The organism is Noviherbaspirillum saxi (genome assembly GCF_003591035.1).
GTDB classification, from domain to species: domain Bacteria; phylum Pseudomonadota; class Gammaproteobacteria; order Burkholderiales; family Burkholderiaceae_D; genus Noviherbaspirillum; species Noviherbaspirillum saxi.
On sequence record NZ_QYUO01000001.1, the window covers coordinates 1,530,580 to 1,546,559 of the forward strand.

At 57.4% G+C, this 15,980-nt stretch carries 16 protein-coding genes; 13 read left to right on the forward strand and 3 right to left on the reverse strand.

The features are described 5' to 3' along the window. Nucleotides 1–10: 10 nt before the first annotated feature. The 4 genes from D3871_RS07210 to crcB are packed head-to-tail and all read left to right on the forward strand — an operon-like array spanning nucleotide 11 to nucleotide 2,372. Nucleotides 11–1,249, forward strand: coding sequence for a molybdopterin molybdotransferase MoeA (locus tag D3871_RS07210; RefSeq protein ID WP_199724739.1), 1,239 nt, complete (start codon nucleotides 11–13; stop codon nucleotides 1,247–1,249). Nucleotides 1,250–1,256: 7 nt separating this feature from the next. Then, complete coding sequence (gene moaD, locus D3871_RS07215; RefSeq protein WP_119768281.1) at nucleotides 1,257–1,514, forward strand: molybdopterin converting factor subunit 1; 258 nt, start codon at nucleotides 1,257–1,259, stop codon at nucleotides 1,512–1,514. Nucleotides 1,515–1,521: 7 nt separating this feature from the next. Continuing rightward, nucleotides 1,522–2,001 carry a molybdopterin synthase catalytic subunit MoaE gene (gene moaE / locus D3871_RS07220; protein ID WP_119768282.1) on the forward strand — a complete coding sequence of 160 codons (480 nt, stop codon included), beginning with the start codon at nucleotides 1,522–1,524 and terminating at the stop codon, nucleotides 1,999–2,001. Continuing rightward, a complete protein-coding gene (gene crcB / locus D3871_RS07225) occupies nucleotides 1,998–2,372 on the forward strand; it encodes a fluoride efflux transporter CrcB (protein WP_119768283.1) in 375 nt (124 codons plus the stop codon). The genes moaE and crcB overlap by 4 nt, the downstream gene beginning before the upstream one ends. Here the strand turns inward: crcB and D3871_RS07230 are convergent. Next, nucleotides 2,369–2,905, reverse strand: coding sequence for a hypothetical protein (locus D3871_RS07230; RefSeq protein WP_119768284.1), 537 nt, complete (start codon nucleotides 2,903–2,905; stop codon nucleotides 2,369–2,371). The genes crcB and D3871_RS07230 overlap by 4 nt on opposite strands. Before the next feature lie 101 nt (nucleotides 2,906–3,006). On the opposite strand from D3871_RS07230, the gene clpB reads away from it, so the two are divergent. Further along, on the forward strand, nucleotides 3,007–5,601 hold the full coding sequence (gene clpB / locus D3871_RS07235; RefSeq protein WP_119768285.1) for an ATP-dependent chaperone ClpB: 2,595 nt from the start codon (nucleotides 3,007–3,009) through the stop codon (nucleotides 5,599–5,601). 64 nt (nucleotides 5,602–5,665) lie between these two features. Here the strand turns inward: clpB and D3871_RS07240 are convergent, their stop codons facing one another. Next, nucleotides 5,666–6,457 carry an AraC family transcriptional regulator gene (locus D3871_RS07240; RefSeq protein WP_119768286.1) on the reverse strand — a complete coding sequence of 264 codons (792 nt, stop codon included), beginning with the start codon at nucleotides 6,455–6,457 and terminating at the stop codon, nucleotides 5,666–5,668. A 118-nt stretch (nucleotides 6,458–6,575) separates the two neighbouring features. Here D3871_RS07240 and D3871_RS07245 point away from each other — a divergent pair, with 118 nt between their 5' ends. Together D3871_RS07245 and rraA are read left to right on the forward strand one after the other, a co-directional pair. Then, nucleotides 6,576–7,817, forward strand: a complete 1,242-nt coding sequence (locus tag D3871_RS07245; protein ID WP_119768287.1) for an MFS transporter — start codon at nucleotides 6,576–6,578, stop codon at nucleotides 7,815–7,817. Nucleotides 7,818–7,949: 132 nt separating this feature from the next. Beyond that, entirely contained in the window at nucleotides 7,950–8,444 is a 495-nt protein-coding gene (gene rraA / locus D3871_RS07250) for a ribonuclease E activity regulator RraA (protein ID WP_119768288.1), read from the forward strand. 21 nt (nucleotides 8,445–8,465) lie between these two features. Here the strand turns inward: rraA and D3871_RS07255 are convergent, their stop codons facing one another. Then, the gene (locus D3871_RS07255; RefSeq protein ID WP_119768289.1) at nucleotides 8,466–9,527 is read right to left on the reverse strand and encodes a DMT family transporter; all 1,062 of its coding nucleotides are present in this window, start codon (nucleotides 9,525–9,527) and stop codon (nucleotides 8,466–8,468) included. A gap of 430 nt (nucleotides 9,528–9,957) precedes the next feature. Here D3871_RS07255 and aceA point away from each other — a divergent pair, with 430 nt between their 5' ends. The 6 genes from aceA to D3871_RS07290 all read left to right on the forward strand — a co-directional run bounded on the left by aceA (nucleotide 9,958) and on the right by D3871_RS07290 (nucleotide 15,928). After that, nucleotides 9,958–11,274, forward strand: coding sequence for an isocitrate lyase (gene aceA, locus D3871_RS07260; protein WP_119768290.1), 1,317 nt, complete (start codon nucleotides 9,958–9,960; stop codon nucleotides 11,272–11,274). Between the two features lie 358 nt (nucleotides 11,275–11,632). Next, nucleotides 11,633–12,073: a Cd(II)/Pb(II)-responsive transcriptional regulator gene (gene cadR / locus D3871_RS07270; protein ID WP_119768291.1), complete on the forward strand. Its 441-nt coding sequence runs from the start codon at nucleotides 11,633–11,635 to the stop codon at nucleotides 12,071–12,073. Between the two features lie 52 nt (nucleotides 12,074–12,125). After that, nucleotides 12,126–13,043 carry a 23S rRNA (adenine(2030)-N(6))-methyltransferase RlmJ gene (locus D3871_RS07275; RefSeq protein ID WP_119768292.1) on the forward strand — a complete coding sequence of 306 codons (918 nt, stop codon included), beginning with the start codon at nucleotides 12,126–12,128 and terminating at the stop codon, nucleotides 13,041–13,043. Between the two features lie 84 nt (nucleotides 13,044–13,127). Next, on the forward strand, nucleotides 13,128–13,781 hold the full coding sequence (locus D3871_RS07280) for an EAL and HDOD domain-containing protein (protein WP_119768293.1): 654 nt from the start codon (nucleotides 13,128–13,130) through the stop codon (nucleotides 13,779–13,781). Between the two features lie 110 nt (nucleotides 13,782–13,891). Beyond that, the gene (gene greB / locus D3871_RS07285) at nucleotides 13,892–14,443 is read left to right on the forward strand and encodes a transcription elongation factor GreB (protein ID WP_119768294.1); all 552 of its coding nucleotides are present in this window, start codon (nucleotides 13,892–13,894) and stop codon (nucleotides 14,441–14,443) included. Nucleotides 14,444–14,581: 138 nt separating this feature from the next. Next, nucleotides 14,582–15,928, forward strand: coding sequence for a DUF3422 family protein (locus tag D3871_RS07290; protein WP_119768295.1), 1,347 nt, complete (start codon nucleotides 14,582–14,584; stop codon nucleotides 15,926–15,928). Nucleotides 15,929–15,980 lie beyond the last annotated feature (52 nt).

Below are 15,980 nucleotides of genomic sequence, written 5' to 3' on the forward strand. Positions count from 1 at the left end.
AAATACAAGCATGACTGAAAAGAAACCCATGCTGAGCGCCGCCGAGGCGCTGGAATTCCTTCTTGCTGCCGCGCGTCCGATTCAGGACATCGAGACGCTGGGCACGCTGGAAGCCAACGGCCGTATTCTTGCGGCGCCCCAGACCTCTCAACTCAATGTCCCGCCGATGGACAACACGCAGATGGACGGCTACGCAGTCCGCAGCGCTGATTGTGCCGGCGGCCCTGCAACGCTGCGTGTTTCGCAACGGATCCCGGCCGGCCAGGTCGGTCAGCCATTGCAGCCAGGAACCGCCGCACGCATCTTTACCGGAGCGATGATTCCGGAAGGCGCCGATGCGGTGGTCATGCAGGAACAATGCGAAGCGGTCTCCGGTACCGACATGGTGCAGGTGAATCATGCGCCCGAGCCAGGTGAATGGATACGCCGCACCGGCGAAGATATCCAGGCCGGCAGTGTGATTCTTGCGGCAGGCACCAGGCTACGCGCGCAGGAACTCGGACTGGCGGCATCCGTGGGTCTCGCCACCGTTCCGGTGCTCCGCAAGCCGCGCGTTGCGGTCTTCTTTACCGGTGACGAATTGGCGATGCCGGGCGAACCGCTCAAGCCAGGCGCCATCTATAACTCCAATCGTTTTACCCTGCGCGGGCTGCTTGAAAACCTGGGTTGTGATATCACCGATTACGGCATAGTCCCCGACTCACTGGAAGCTACTCGCGATACGCTGCGCAGGGCGGCGGCAGATCACGATCTGATCATCACGTCCGGTGGTGTGTCGGTGGGCGAGGAAGACCATATCAAGCCGGCCGTGGAAGCGGAAGGCCGGCTGAACATGTGGCAGATCGCCATCAAGCCGGGCAAACCGCTGGCATTTGGCGAAGTCAGGCGCGACACCGGCGGCACAGCATATTTTCTTGGGTTGCCGGGGAATCCGGTATCGAGCTTCGTCACCTTCCTGCTGTTCGTGCGGCCTTTCCTGCTGCGGCTCCAGGGCGTGGCCACTGTGACACCGCGTACCTTTTCCATGCGTGCCGATTTTGCATGGCCCAAGGCGGACCGTCGCAACGAGTTCTTGCGTGCCCGCATCAATGAGGCAGGCGGACTGGACCTGTTTCCGAATCAAAGTTCGGCAGTACTGACTTCTACGGTCTGGGGTGATGGCTTGATCGACAATCCGCCGGGCCAGACGATAGGCAAGGGTGATATCGTGCGCTTCATTCCTTTCAGCGAATTGCTCTACCAAGGTTGAAACGAAGATGAATATCGAGCTTAGATTTTTTGCCAGTGTCCGCGAGGCCGTGGGCAGCAGTCGCGAAACGCTCATCGTGCCGGCAGAAGTACAGACGGTGGGAGACGTCAGGGTATTGCTGCAGCAGCGCGGCGGAGCGTGGGCGGAAGCGCTGGCCGACAATCGCGCCTTGCGCATGGCGTTCAATCAGCAGATGACGGGGGCCGAGACCCGCATCAGCGAAGGCGGCGAAGTCGCCTTTTTCCCACCGGTCACGGGAGGCTAGGAAAACCATGTCGGTCCGTGTGCAAACCGAGGATTTCGACCTGTCGCATGAAGTCGCTGCACTGCGTGCGGGTCAGGCGCAGGTCGGTGCGGTCGTTTCGTTTGTCGGTACCGTACGCGACATGAACGACGGTTCCAATGTCAGCGAAATGGAACTCGAGCACTATCCGGGCATGACGGAAAAAGCGCTGGAAGACATCGTGGCGCAGGCGCGGAAGCGCTGGAACATCATGGATGCGCTGGTCATCCACCGCGTCGGCCCGCTCGAACCTCTGGAGCAGATCGTGCTGGTCGCAGTCACCTCGGCACATCGTGGCGAAGCATTCGCCGCATGCGAATTCGTCATGGATTACCTCAAGACCGAAGCGCCGTTCTGGAAAAAGGAACAGACGCCGGACGGCGCGCGTTGGGTTGACGCCCGTGTCACCGATGATCGCGCGCTTGAAAAATGGGGTATTCGCTCCGGCAATGCGGGCAACACTGCATGAGTTGGCTGGCGGTCGGACTGGGCGCGGCGATCGGCGCCTGGTTGCGATGGGGGGTCGGGTTGTGGCTCAATGCAAGTCATTCGCAATTGCCGTTTGGAACACTGGTGGCGAATCTGGGAGGTGGCTGCCTGATCGGTCTCGCAGTGGGTTTTTTCACCAGCAATCCGCATATTGCTCCCGAGTGGCGCTTGTTCGCGGTAACCGGATTTCTGGGTGGCCTGACAACCTTTTCCACCTTTTCCGCTGAATCGATGGCGCTACTGCAACGCGGTGACTATGGATGGGCACTCGGCCATACTGCGCTGCACCTTGTCGGCTCCGTTAGCTGTTGTATCGCTGGATTTGCCGCCTATCGCGGCATGACCAGTTAGTTAAATACCCGCGGCCCGGTATTGTCTTTCGCTTCGCCGGGCATCTCCAGCACCAAGTCCCATTCTGCGGTATTGACGGCATCCTTCAGCAAGGAGCAAAGCCCGTGCAGCACGACCAGCGTGAATGCCACTTCGAAACCAGTGCCGTTGGCGGGTGTCATGTTGATGCGGATAGGCTCGTCCGGTAACTGGGAAAAGTTGACGGTAGTAATCAGCAACGGCGTCTCTCCCAAGGGGTAGTCAGTAATGTCCGCTTCATAAGCATTATTAAAGCTGCCGCTGTCGCGAATATGCTCTACCGACACCTGGTGCTCCATCCCGACGATATCGGCGCTGGCGTGAGCCGCTTGCGGTTTGTCGAGTTTTACCTGGGTTTCCAACGCGTTTCGGATTGCCGGCCATAGCACTGTCAGAAGCCGGCGCGTGAGCCATGCGCGCAATTCATGCAAGCCGCTATCCGATTTGAACGAAGCCCGGAATAACAGGCGGTCTTCCTCAGCCTGATAAATTACCTGAAGTTGATGCAGATCCATTGCGTCCCGATCCCGAGCCGGCTGGGATCAAGAATCCTTTCTTGAAATGTGATGGCGCGCCCCTATGTTGTTAGCAGAGTGAATTTCTGGAGAACATTCTCATGCGTCTCGACAAACTGACAACAAAATTGCAAGAGGCTCTTTCCGATGCCCAAAGTCAGGCCGTCGGCAATGATAACCAATACATCGAGCCGGCGCATATCCTTAATGCCCTGATCAATCAGGACGACGGCAGCGCGCGTTCGCTGCTGCAACGCGCGGGCGTCAACGTCAATGGCTTGTCCGCCAGCCTTAAGAATGCTCTAGCGCGTCTGCCCAAGGTATCCGGCCATGGCGGCGAGGTACAGATCGGCCGCGAATCAGTAGCCTTGTTGAACCTTGCCGACAAGGAAGCGCAAAACCGCAGTGACCAGTTTATTGCCAGCGAAATGGTATTGCTGGCGCTGACTGAGGACAAATCGGAAGCCGGTCGCCTTGCGCGTGAACAGGGACTGACTCGCAAGGCACTGGAAGCAGCGATCACGGCCGTGCGCGGCGGCGCTAAGGTCAGCTCCGCCGATGCCGAAGGCCAGCGCGAAGCGCTCAAAAAATACACGCTGGACCTGACCGAACGTGCCCGCGCTGGCAAGCTCGATCCGGTGATCGGCCGCGACGATGAGATCCGTCGCGCGATTCAGGTATTGCAGCGCCGTTCCAAAAATAATCCCGTCCTGATCGGCGAGCCAGGCGTCGGCAAGACGGCGATCGTCGAAGGTCTTGCCCAGCGCATCATCAATGGCGAAGTGCCCGACAGCCTGAAATCCAAACGCGTGCTCTCGCTGGATATGGCGGCCTTGCTGGCCGGAGCGAAATACCGTGGCGAATTCGAGGAAAGGCTGAAAGCCGTCCTGAAGGAAATCGCGCAGGACGAAGGCCAGACCATCGTCTTCATCGACGAGCTGCACACCATGGTGGGCGCGGGCAGGGCGGAAGGCGCAATCGATGCCGGCAATATGCTCAAGCCGGCGCTTGCGCGTGGCGAACTGCATTGCGTCGGTGCGACTACGCTGGACGAATACCGCAAATACATCGAGAAGGATGCCGCGCTCGAACGCCGTTTCCAGAAAATTCTGGTCGACGAACCAAGTGTCGAAGCGACCATCGCGATCCTGCGCGGCCTTCAGGAAAAGTATGAAGTGCACCATGGCGTCGACATCACCGACCCGGCAATCGTCGCGGCTGCAGAGCTGTCGCATCGCTACATCACCGACCGCTTCCTGCCCGACAAGGCGATCGACCTGATCGACGAAGCGGCTTCCAAGATCAAGATCGAGATCGATTCCAAGCCCGAGGTCATGGATAAGCTCGACCGTCGTCTGATTCAACTGAAGATCGAGCGCGAAGCAGTGCGGCGCGAAACCGACGAGGCTTCGCAAAAACGACTTAACCTGCTCGAGGAAGAAATCCTCAAGCTCGAACGCGAGTATGCCGATCTCGATGAAGTCTGGAAGGCGGAGAAGTCCGCGGTGCAAGGCAGCCAGCAGATCAAGGAAGAAATTGAAAAGGCCAAACTGCAGATGGAAGAGGCCAAGCGCAAAGGCGACTGGCAAAAGATGTCCGAACTGCAGTACGGCAAACTGCCTCAGTTGGAAGCGCAGCTGAAGCAGGCCGATACCGGCGAGCAGGAAAAAGCGGAGCGCAAGCTGTTGCGAACCCAGGTCGGCGCGGAAGAAATCGCGGAAGTGGTTTCGCGGGCCACCGGCATCCCCGTGTCGAAGATGATGCAGGGCGAGCGCGATAAGCTGCTGCACATGGAAGACGAGTTGCACAAGCGTGTAGTCGGCCAGCATGAAGCCATCGTCGCCGTGTCCGACGCGATCCGTCGCTCCCGTGCCGGCTTGTCGGATCCGAACCGGCCTTATGGGTCCTTCATGTTCCTCGGCCCGACAGGGGTCGGCAAGACCGAATTGTGCAAGGCGCTTGCATCCTTCCTGTTCGATACCGAGGAAGCACTGGTTCGCATCGACATGAGCGAGTTCATGGAAAAGCATTCGGTCGCGCGCCTGATCGGTGCGCCGCCCGGCTACGTCGGATATGAAGAAGGCGGCTACCTGACCGAAGCAGTGCGCCGCAAGCCATACAGCGTGATTCTTCTCGACGAGATCGAGAAGGCGCATTCCGATGTGTTCAATGTGCTGCTGCAGGTGCTGGACGATGGACGCATGACGGACGGGCAGGGACGTACGGTCGACTTCAAGAACACGGTCATCGTGATGACATCGAATCTTGGATCGTACAAGATCCAGTCGATGGAAGACAGCGATCCCGCGCTGGTGAAGCTGGCGGTCATGGCCGAAGTGAAAACCCATTTCCGTCCCGAGTTCGTCAACCGTATCGACGAGCTGGTGGTGTTCCATGCGCTCGATGCCAAGAATATCGGCTCGATTGCGCGCATACAGCTTAAGGTGCTGGAGCAACGGTTGGCGAAGATGGACATTGGCCTGCAGATGTCCGATGCGGCTCTGCAGAAGATCGCCGAAGCCGGCTTTGATCCCGTGTACGGTGCACGGCCATTGAAGCGCGCGATACAGCAGGAAATCGAAAATCCGCTATCCAAGCGTATTCTCGAAGGCCGCTTCGGGCCCAAGGATACGATCGTCGTATCGGTAGGCGGCAGCGAACTGGTATTCGAAAAGGGCACGGAGACGGTTGCCTGAGTGTTTATGTCGCCTCGATATAGCGGATGACAAAACCCGGATGCAGGAAACTGCTCCGGGTTTTTTATTTCTCGACCTGAGCGAAGAAGGTGCTTGGCGATTCTCCAAACGTCTTGCGAAACATCGCCGAAAACGCCGATTGGCTCGCATAGCCTAGTTCGGAAGCCACCTGCGATAGCGGCATGCCGCGCGCAATCAGTGGCGCTGCATGGGCCAGCCTGACCTGTTGTCGCCACTGTCCGAAGCGCATGCCCAGTTCGCGTTCGAACAGACGCGCCAGCGTACGGCTGGATGCGCCGACTTTGTGTGCCCAGTCCTCAAGGGTGAGTTGCGACGCCGGGTCGGCAATCAGGGTTTCGCACAACGCCTTGAGGCGTTTATCGTCCGGCAGGGCAACGCGGATCGGTTGCGTTGACAGCCGTGGCAGTTCATTAAGCATCAGTGCCGAAATCATCGCTTCCCGCTCGCTGTCTGCATCGGCCTGCGTCAGTGCAACCACCAGTTCACGCAGCAGGGATGACACGGTCAGCACTTCGCATTCGTCGCCGCGAAACGGCGCCGATGCCGCGTCGACGTACAAGGCGCGCAGGCGCGCTTTTTCCAGCGTGGCGACTTCATGGACTGCCGCGGGCGGTATCCATATCGCACGCTGCGGCGGTACGATCCAGGTGCTGTTGCCGACCGTGACGCGCACTACCCCGTCCAGCGCATAGGTCACCTGTCCCCAGGCATGCGAGTGCGCGGCAAGCAGTTCGGACGCATTGAGGTCGCGTGCCACCATGCGTACAGGTCGCGCCGGTGTGGGCGCAATTCCGGCCAGGTGCAGGCGAGTGTGGGTAATCGGCTGGATGGGCATGGTGAATTCCCCCAAAAAAACAGGTTGTCGGAATTTCGACAAAGATTGTCCATTTATCTTAAATCAGACGGGATGGATTTGCTTAAACTGTTTTTCATCTCGACATTGCGAATACGCCATGACCTCCGCCACCGTTACACCCAGCCTGGGCCAGGATGCGCACGTCATCAGTCTTGAAGGCCTTGCCCATGGGGTATCGCATTTCTTTCATCTGATTCTCGTTCCCTTGTTTCCCTGGCTGAAAGAGGCCTTCGGGCTGTCCTATGCCGAACTCGGCTTTCTGATGACAATGTTCTTTGTCATCTCGGGCATAGGGCAGGCCTTGTCAGGATTCGTGGTCGACAAGGCCGGAGCCCGCAGCGTGCTGTTTTTCGGCATCGGCTGTCTAGGCGTGTCGGCGATGGTGCTGGCAGCCGCCCCCAGCTATGCAGTGCTCATGATCGGCTCGATGCTCGCAGGGCTGGGTAACAGCGTATTCCATCCTGCATGTTTTACCTTGCTGAACAAGCGCGTGTCTCCGGCGCGCCTGGGCCATGCATTCTCGGTACATGGCGTGTGCGGCAATCTGGGTTGGGTTGCCGCACCGGTATTTCTGATGCCATTGGCCGGCTGGTTCGGTTGGCGTACTGCGCTGGCAGCGGCAGCCTGTATTCCGTTTGCCGTCCTGGCGCTTCTGTTCTTCTATCGCGACTTGCTTGACACGGGCCGTCCGCAACCGGCTGCTCCATTGAATGACAAGCAGCCGGCAAAGGAGGGCAGTGCATTGGGGTTCATGCGCCTGCCTGCTGTCTGGATGTGCTTTCTGTTCTTTTTCATTACCGCGATGGCGCTCGGCGGCGTGCAAAGTTTTTCAACCGCCAGTCTGCGCCAACTCTACGGCATGACGCTCGCATCCGCGACCGCCGGCTATACCGTGTTCATGCTCGCTTCTGCTGCTGGAATGGTATGGGGTGGCTTCCTTGCAGCAAGAACCAGCCGGCATGAGCGAACGATTGCAATGGGGTTTACCGCTTCCGGAGTGTTTGCGTTCGTCATTGCCAGCGGTGCCGTACCGCCCGCGGTTGCCGTGATACTGATGGGGGCGGTCGGTTTGGGTTCGGGTATCGCGGGACCGTCGCGCGATCTGCTGATTCGTGCCGCTGCACCAAAGAATGCGACCGGCCGTGTCTATGGCGTTGTCTATTCGGGCATTGACATCGGCTTGGCGCTGGCACCACTGCTGTTCGGCGCGATGATGGACGACTCCCATCCTGCCTGGGTGTTCATTGGTATCGGCATATTCCAATGTCTGGCCCTCCTGACAGCTGTGCGCGTCGGGACCAGCACCGCAAGCAAAATTGCAGGCCAGGCGGCTGCATAGTAGATATGTGAGGATGTGCATCCGGACCGGATCCTGTCCGAAGGGCAGGCGGGTCTGCCGCTTGAGTCGGCTGTTTTAATCCTCGCTTACAATCGCATCCTGTTAGCTATTTTTTTATCGACAGGAGAGACAATGACTTTTGCCACATGCGATATCTGCGACGCGAATGAAGACAAACTGGGGAACGGCACGCTGGCCGTGCTGCCTCCGATATTCCAGAAGTTCGGCATGCAACTGTCTTTTGCGGGACCGGCAACCACGCTTAAGGTATTTGAAGATAACGTACTGGTACGCTCGACACTGGAAACGCCGGGTAATGGTCATGTATTGGTAATCGATGGCGGCGGGAGTTTGCGTTGCGCGCTGGTCGGTGGCAACCTTGGCGTGCTGGCCGAAAAGAATGGATGGGCCGGCATCATCGTGAACGGATGCATACGCGATTCGGAAGAGATCAATGCCTGTGACATCGGCGTACGCGCATTGGCCACGCATCCGCAGCGCAGCGTGCGCAAGGGGGTAGGTGATCGCGACCTGAGCGTATCGATCGCCGGTGTGGCTATCCATCCAGGTGACTGGATTTATGCGGATGCTGACGGCGTACTCGTTTCTAAGGAAAAACTCGACTAAGTAAGGCCGGCGTCGTCTCTTTTAGTGTGTGTGCCGGTGATGAATATCCGGAAAGTGCGGGTGAGCATGTTCCATCGGCTGATGGACATGCGAATGGGAATGCGGCTCTTTGCCGTCCCATGCGAAATCATGTGCATGCTGATGATGAGCGTCGTGGGTATGCGTGTGTGCGTGCTCCATATGGTCGTGCCGATGCAGATGGTCGTGCGACTCGGTGATATGCAACCATATGCCGCATCCCATCAGGGCTGCGGCGAACCAGAATATGCGGTCGGGTTGCTCTCCCAGCACAAGCAGTGAGACCGCTGCGCCGACGAAAGGCGCAGCAGAAAAATACGCTCCCGTACGTGCAGTCCCCAGATGGCGCAACGCCAGCACAAACAACACGAGGCTGAGCCCATAGCCACCGAAGCCAAGTATTCCGGCGGATGCGACGCTCTTCCATGCGGGCACGGGAGCGCCCAGCCAGAGCAGCGCAAAGGACAGGTTTACCGCGCCGGACACCAAGCCCTTCAGCGCTGCGATCTGCACAGCGTCGCCGGTCGATACCTTTCGGGTCAGATTGTTATCGATTGCCCAGCAAAGGCATGCCGCCACCACGGCCAACGCGCCCCATGATTCATGAACTTGGCCGAGCATTGGGTCCGATTGCCAGGAAAGCAGCACACCGCCGGCAATGATCAACATCATTCCGAGGAAGATGCGGCGATCGAATTGTTCACGAAACACAAACCACGCTAATAACGCGGTCAATACGCCTTCCATATTGAGCAGCAGGGATGACGAGGACGCGCTTGCATGGCTGAGACCGCTCATCATCAACACCGGAGCTAGTACGCCGCCCGACAGTATCGCGCCAGCCAACCAGGGAAAATCCGGAATGCCAAGCCGGGAGACGGAATTGCCCGGCTTCGCAATGGCCTTGCGCAATACCAGCCAGGCAGACAAGCCGATTCCACTCCCCGCATACAACAGGCCTGCGAGCAGCACCGGTTCATATTCTCCGGCAAGTACTTTGGCGAACGGTGTACTGATGCCGAATAGTACGGCTGCCAGAAGTGCATAGGTAATTCCTTTGTTCACGGCGGCTAAGCTCTCATCAATCTCTAATGATTCGTACCGTTCTGACAAAGCGGATCGGCTTGACGTTCACAAAGCTTGTTGCGTGAAAGCTTGGTCGGACTGAGCAAAGATGCATTTTTCCCGCAATTTCTTGAACACTTGCGAGCCAATGCGGTCGCAGCGTGCAGGAATGAAGAGCGCTATTTAACGAATTTTTCATCATTCGAAAAGTATATTTTGTATTGTGAAAAATCACGACGCGAAGCATCAATATAATTTTTCATTCTAAGAAAAAATGTTTCACATCGCAAAATGAAGAAATTAAGTAATTGAAAAATAAAAGAATTTATTTGGTTATATGTCTTATATAAGACCTTGTTGCCCCGCAAAAAAGCGCCTATTATTTCCCCATTGAGTTTTCTTTTCTTTTTACCCCGCATCACACAGGAGAATGACCATGGCATCTCGCGAACAGCAAATTCAAGCATTGGAAAAAGATTGGGCTGAGAACCCGCGCTGGAAAGGCGTTACGCGCAACTACACGGCGGAAGACGTAGTCCGTCTGCGTGGCTCGCAGCATATCGAACATACCCTGGCAAAGAACGGTGCTGAGAAGCTGTGGGCGAAAATCAACGGCGGCGCAAAGAAAGGCTATGTCAACGCCTTCGGCGCGATCACTGCCGGACAAGCGATGCAGCAGGCCAAAGCCGGCCTCGAAGCCGTGTACCTGTCAGGCTGGCAAGTCGCCGCCGACGGCAACACTTCCGAAACCATGTACCCCGACCAGTCGCTGTATGCATACGACTCGGTGCCGACCATGGTTCGCCGCATCAACAACACATTCAAGCGCGCCGACGAGATCCAGTGGTCGCGCGGCATCAACCCGGGCGATGAAGGTTTCGTCGACTTTTTCCTGCCTATCGTTGCTGACGCTGAAGCCGGTTTCGGCGGCGTGCTGAATGCCTTCGAACTGATGAAGAACATGATCGCTTCCGGCGCTGCCGGCGTTCACTTTGAAGACCAGCTGGCCGCGGTGAAGAAGTGCGGCCACATGGGCGGCAAGGTGCTGGTTCCGACACAGGAAGCAATCGAGAAGCTGACCGCTGCCCGCTTCGCTGCAGACGTCATGGGTGTGCCGACCATCGTGCTGGCTCGTACCGATGCAGAAGCAGCCAACCTGATCACTTCCGATCACGACGCCAACGACAAGCCTTTCCTGACCGGCGAGCGTACAAACGAAGGCTTCTATCGCGTCAAGAACGGCCTGGAACAGGCTATCAGCCGCGGCGTCGCTTACGCTCCGTTCGCTGACCTGGTATGGTGCGAAACCGGCACGCCGGACCTCGGCTTTGCCCGTGAATTCGCTCAGGCTGTCCACGCCAAGTGCCCTGGCAAGCTGTTGTCGTACAACTGCTCGCCGTCGTTCAACTGGAAGAAGAACCTCGACGACAAGTCCATCGCCGAATTCCAGGAAAAGCTGTCCGAACTCGGCTACAAGTATCAGTTCATCACACTGGCCGGCATCCATATCAACTGGTTCAACACCTTCCAGTTCGCACACGCTTACGCACGCGGCGAAGGCATGAAGCACTACGTGAACATGGTGCAGGAGCAGGAGTTTGCTGCGCGCGATAAGGGCTACACCTTCGTGTCGCACCAGCAGGAAGTCGGCGCCGGCTACTTCGACGAAGTCACTACCGTGATCCAGGGCGGCACATCTTCCGTCAAGGCTCTGACCGGTTCGACCGAAGAAGAGCAGTTCCACTGATAAGCAGGGATATGCGCGTGTAATACGCTGCATAAAAAAGCCGCACCTTCGGGTGCGGCTTTTTATTTTGGAAGTACGGTCTTCATGAGAGTGGCCATGATGATGCATCGGTGTCCGGGCCACGGCCAGTTCTTCGCGAGCGTGGCGCGTCACTGAAACGCCTGCATTCAGTGCGAGCACACCCATCAAGCCCGCTACCAGCCAGTCCGGCCAGCCGCTATTGGTGCCGAACACACCTGCGGCTGCCAGCATGGCCGCCACATTGCCGAACGCATATATGACGGGATTCCTCCAAATAGGTTTGCCTATTAATGACCCTATAGCTACTATAGGGTCAAGATGTGATGTGGAGAAAATGATGAAGATTGGCGAACTGGCAAAACGCACCGACTGTGAGGTTGAAACTATCCGCTACTACGAGCGCGAAGGCCTATTGCCGACGCCTCCGCGCAGTGAAGGCAATTATCGTCAGTACGGCGAGCAGGACGCCGAGCGCTTGTTGTTTATCAGGCATTGCCGTTCGCTGGGCATGTCGCTCGACGATATTCGTACGCTGCAGCACTTTCAGGCCAAACCGGAACTGGCGTGTGATGACATCAATGCTATGCTGGATCGGCATTTGCAACAGACCGCGCTCCAGATTGCCTCATTGCAGCGTCTCCAGAAACAGTTGCAGACGCTGCGCAATGCATGCCATACCCACATGAGCGCGAAGCAATGCGGCATTCTGCAAAATCTGCAAAGCGCGGCGGCCAGCAGCGACTGTATCTGTCACCATGACGATTCCAAGGCTTTATAACGCGCTACTGTAAAATGTCGACCCTTTCCCATCCTCACCGCAGGAATCTCCCATGCTGAGTTATCGCCACGCCTTTCACGCGGGCAATCATGCGGACGTGCTGAAACACGTCGTGCTCATCCAGTTGCTGCGCTATCTCGGCCAGAAAGACACGCCTTACATGTATGTGGACACGCATGCCGGTGCAGGCGTCTATGCTCTTGATACCGGCTACGCCGCCAAGAATGTCGAATACGAAACCGGCATCAGCCGGCTCTGGGACCGCAAGGATTTGCCGGAACCGTTGGCCGATTACGTCGGCATCATCAAAGCCATGAATCCGAGCGGAAAAATGCGCTACTACCCCGGTTCGCCATATTGCGCCGACAAGGTCGCACGCGAACAGGACAGGCTGCGCTTGTTCGAATTGCATCCGAGCGACAGCAAGATCCTTGAAGAAAACTTCCGCAAGGTCGAATCCCATGCCGCCGCGCAGGGACAGCGCAGCACTGTGCGCGGCAAGCGCGTCATGATTCAGAAAAGTGACGGATTCGGCGGATTGAAGTCCATACTGCCGCCGCCGTCGCGCCGCGGGCTGGTGCTGATCGATCCGCCTTATGAAGTCAAGGAAGACTATCGTAAGGTGAAAGATACACTTGCCGACGCGCTAGTGCGGTTTGCGACAGGGACTTATGCGGTCTGGTACCCGGTCTTGCAGCGAATGGAAGCACGCCAAATGCCGGACAAACTCAAGCGCCTGCCCTGCAATAACTGGCTGAATGTAACCCTGTCGGTCAGCGCACCGACGCCGGATGGTTTCGGGCTGCATAGCAGCGGCATGTTTGTCCTGAATCCGCCGTGGACTCTTGAACCGATGTTGCGAGACCTGATGCCATTTCTGGTCAAGGTGCTGGGAAGCGACGAAGGCGCAACGTTCACACTTGAGACGGGTACGCCGGTCGCGGTACACACCGGTACACGCAAGGTATAAGTTTCAGGCCTGATGTTTGCGTGGTTTATCCAAACGGGGGCGGTCCTGGCGACTGCCCGCAGATCCAACGTCGGATAAATTTCCATGTCGAACCAAGCCCAACTTATTTCCAGCGATACCGCTTACCAATCCTTACCAATCCACGATTTTTTTCTTGGCCGACAGCCGATACTGAGCCGCGACAATCAATTGGTCGCCTACGAGCTATTGTTCCGCGATGCCGACACCGGGACTGCCAATGTCACCGATAATGTCGCCGCGACCGCGTCGGTGATAGCGCACACGGCGCAGCTTGGACTGAGTAATGTGATCGGAAGCCAGCTTGGTTTCATTAACGTCGATGCTGACCTGCTCAACAGTGATGTCATCCATTTTCTTCCTAAAAACAAAGTCGTTCTGGAAATCCTGGAAACGGTGCTAGCGACAAAATCGTTGTTAGCCCGTGTCGAAGAGCTGGCCGAGGCCGGCTACCGCTTCGCACTGGACGATGTCGTCGAATATTCGGATGCGGTGCAAAAACTGCTGCCGCTGATACCGGTCGTCAAGGTCGATATCAGCAACATGGAAGACGAGCACTTGTCACGATTGACTCGCCTGTTCAAAACAAGCGGCAAGACGCTGCTGGCGGAAAAAGTCGAGACGCTGGAGCAGTTCGAGCGGTGCATGCAGCTTGGTTTCGACTACTTTCAGGGATACTACTTTGCTCGACCCACTGTGCTGACCGGCAAAAAAGCTTGAACTGATCGCCGCCGATACTCGTCAGAGCGACCAGGCATTCGGCTGGAGTGAACAGGTTTCGACACGCGACGGTGTCGAAACATAGCCGCCGGGCGGCTACAATAAGCTGTATGAATAAAGCATTTGTCAAAGAAACCGACGACGAAGACGACCTCGACGTCGCGACGCCGGCAATACCCGCCGGTACCAAAAATTACATGACGCCCGAAGGACACCGGCGCATGAAGGAAGAGTTGTTGCGGCTGATCGATGTGGACCGCCCGGAGGTGGTGCGCATCGTTTCATGGGCCGCATCCAACGGCGACCGCTCCGAAAATGGCGATTACATCTACGGCAAGCGCCGTCTGAGGGAGATCGACCGCCGTATCCGCTTTCTTACCAAACGCCTCGATATTGCCGAAGTAGTGAATCCTGGCGTGCACCATGGCAGTGATCAGATTTTCTTCGGCGCGACGGTCACCTACGAAAATCACGCGGGCGAAGAACACACGGTCACCATTGTGGGAATCGACGAGCTCGACCCGCTTAACGGACGGATCAGCTGGATTTCGCCGGTTGCTCGTGCGCTCACCAAGGCGAGGGAAGGGGACAGCGTGACGTTAAGGACGCCCTCAGGCATCGATGAACTGACCATCCTGGCGGTCAGTTATCCTCTGCCCTGATCGTATCGTTCTGCCTGCAGGCGCGCGGCCTGCGACCGGTGCGCATGGCGCAAAGTGACGGGACATGGGATGATGTTTCGCTTCCGGTATAAAAATTGCTCCAAACAAACAATTATCTTCATTAAAAATCTTCCAACGATGACCATTTTGTTTTCCAGCCTGAACCATAGGTCAAGGGTGCCGCTGGCCGCTGAAATTCATTCGCGCCCGTTTCTTCGCCTGGAGGCCCCGGAGGTATTGACCCATCTTGCTGTTTATGACCGCAATCCGGCGGAGACTGCCGCATCCAATAGCGCCTTGCAGCATGCGACGCTGATCGCGCTGTGCGCGCACTTCGGCGTGACGGCACCCGGCGCGGAGGCGAAGTATTTCTTTCATGATTTCGGCCGCTTCCGGCTGAAATGGGAATGCCATACCGAATTTGCCACCTATACCTTCGCAGAGCGTCATCATCATCATGCGCCGTCTCTTTCCGAGGCGTTCGACTGCGCACCGCTGAAGCATATTCCCCAGCAATGGCTCGCCGGGCTGCAAGGCAAGGTCATGGTCGCCGCGCATGTGGTTCTGGACAAGACGCGCGGGCCGTCGGATACCTTCGCTGCCGGTTTGCGGCACGTGTTCGAAGGCAATATGCTGGTCGGCAGCCACGTACTGCAGGGCGGGGAAATCTGGACCGATTTCCTTATTCAGTCCGATGGCTTCAGCCGCTTTGTGGTGCGTGACGTCGGCTTGCATGAACAGCAGGCGGGACGACTGGTACAACGCCTGCTCGAAATTGAAACATACCGGATGATGGCGCTGCTGGGATTGCCCCACGCTCACCATGCGACGCCGGTCCTGAATGCGATCGAAGGCGAGCTTGCGAGCCTGACGGCCGCCATGGTGGACACCCACCGCATCAATGGCAATCAGTTGTCGGACACGGATCACGAACAGGCATTGTTAAGCAACATTACCGGTCTTGCCGCGCGTATCGAAAAGCTTTCTCTCGACAACAGCTATCGTTTTTCGGCATCGCAGGCTTACTTCAGCCTGGTGAATGCGCGTATCGACGAATTGCGCGAGATCCGGATTGAAGGGAGCCCGACCATCGGGGAATTCATGGACCGTCGCCTGATGCCGGCCATGAACACCTGCCAGGCCATTGCGCGCCGCCAGGAAGCGCTGGCCGAACGCATCGCTCATACCAACGATCTTTTGCGTACCCGCGTCGGCATCGTGCAAGAGCGCCAGAATCGACAGATCCTGCAGTCTATGAATACGCGGGCGGCACAGCAGCTGCGCCTGCAGCAAGCAGTGGAAGGACTGTCAGTGGTGGCGATTTCATACTACATGGTGGGCTTGCTAAGTTATGCCGGCAAGGCTGCGAAAGCCGCCGGCTTCCCGGTCAATCCCGAGGTCGCGACCGGATTGCTGGTGCCGCTGGTCGCGGCAGGTGTATGGCTGGGATTGCGGCGCATGCACAAGAGCATACATACCGCCTGATAACCGGGACCTGCAACTGTCCGAGCAAACTTGGACAGGTGCGCTGCGCGAA

Excerpts from the sequence above, each read along its gene's own strand:
- greB (WP_119768294.1), top strand. The coding sequence starts at position 13,892 with ATGAATAAAGCATTTGTCAAAGAAACCGACGACGAAGACGACCTCGAC.
- D3871_RS07240 (WP_119768286.1), bottom strand. The coding sequence starts at position 6,457 with ATGCCCATCCAGCCGATTACCCACACTCGCCTGCACCTGGCCGGAATT.
- clpB (WP_119768285.1), top strand. The coding sequence starts at position 3,007 with ATGCGTCTCGACAAACTGACAACAAAATTGCAAGAGGCTCTTTCCGAT.
- D3871_RS07245 (WP_119768287.1), top strand. The coding sequence starts at position 6,576 with ATGACCTCCGCCACCGTTACACCCAGCCTGGGCCAGGATGCGCACGTC.
- aceA (WP_119768290.1), top strand. The coding sequence starts at position 9,958 with ATGACCATGGCATCTCGCGAACAGCAAATTCAAGCATTGGAAAAAGAT.
- D3871_RS07275 (WP_119768292.1), top strand. The coding sequence starts at position 12,126 with ATGCTGAGTTATCGCCACGCCTTTCACGCGGGCAATCATGCGGACGTG.
- rraA (WP_119768288.1), top strand. The coding sequence starts at position 7,950 with ATGACTTTTGCCACATGCGATATCTGCGACGCGAATGAAGACAAACTG.
- moaE (WP_119768282.1), top strand. The coding sequence starts at position 1,522 with ATGTCGGTCCGTGTGCAAACCGAGGATTTCGACCTGTCGCATGAAGTC.
- moaD (WP_119768281.1), top strand. The coding sequence starts at position 1,257 with ATGAATATCGAGCTTAGATTTTTTGCCAGTGTCCGCGAGGCCGTGGGC.
- crcB (WP_119768283.1), top strand. The coding sequence starts at position 1,998 with ATGAGTTGGCTGGCGGTCGGACTGGGCGCGGCGATCGGCGCCTGGTTG.
- D3871_RS07280 (WP_119768293.1), top strand. The coding sequence starts at position 13,128 with ATGTCGAACCAAGCCCAACTTATTTCCAGCGATACCGCTTACCAATCC.
- D3871_RS07290 (WP_119768295.1), top strand. The coding sequence starts at position 14,582 with ATGACCATTTTGTTTTCCAGCCTGAACCATAGGTCAAGGGTGCCGCTG.
- cadR (WP_119768291.1), top strand. The coding sequence starts at position 11,633 with ATGAAGATTGGCGAACTGGCAAAACGCACCGACTGTGAGGTTGAAACT.
- D3871_RS07230 (WP_119768284.1), bottom strand. The coding sequence starts at position 2,905 with ATGGATCTGCATCAACTTCAGGTAATTTATCAGGCTGAGGAAGACCGC.
- D3871_RS07210 (WP_199724739.1), top strand. The coding sequence starts at position 11 with ATGACTGAAAAGAAACCCATGCTGAGCGCCGCCGAGGCGCTGGAATTC.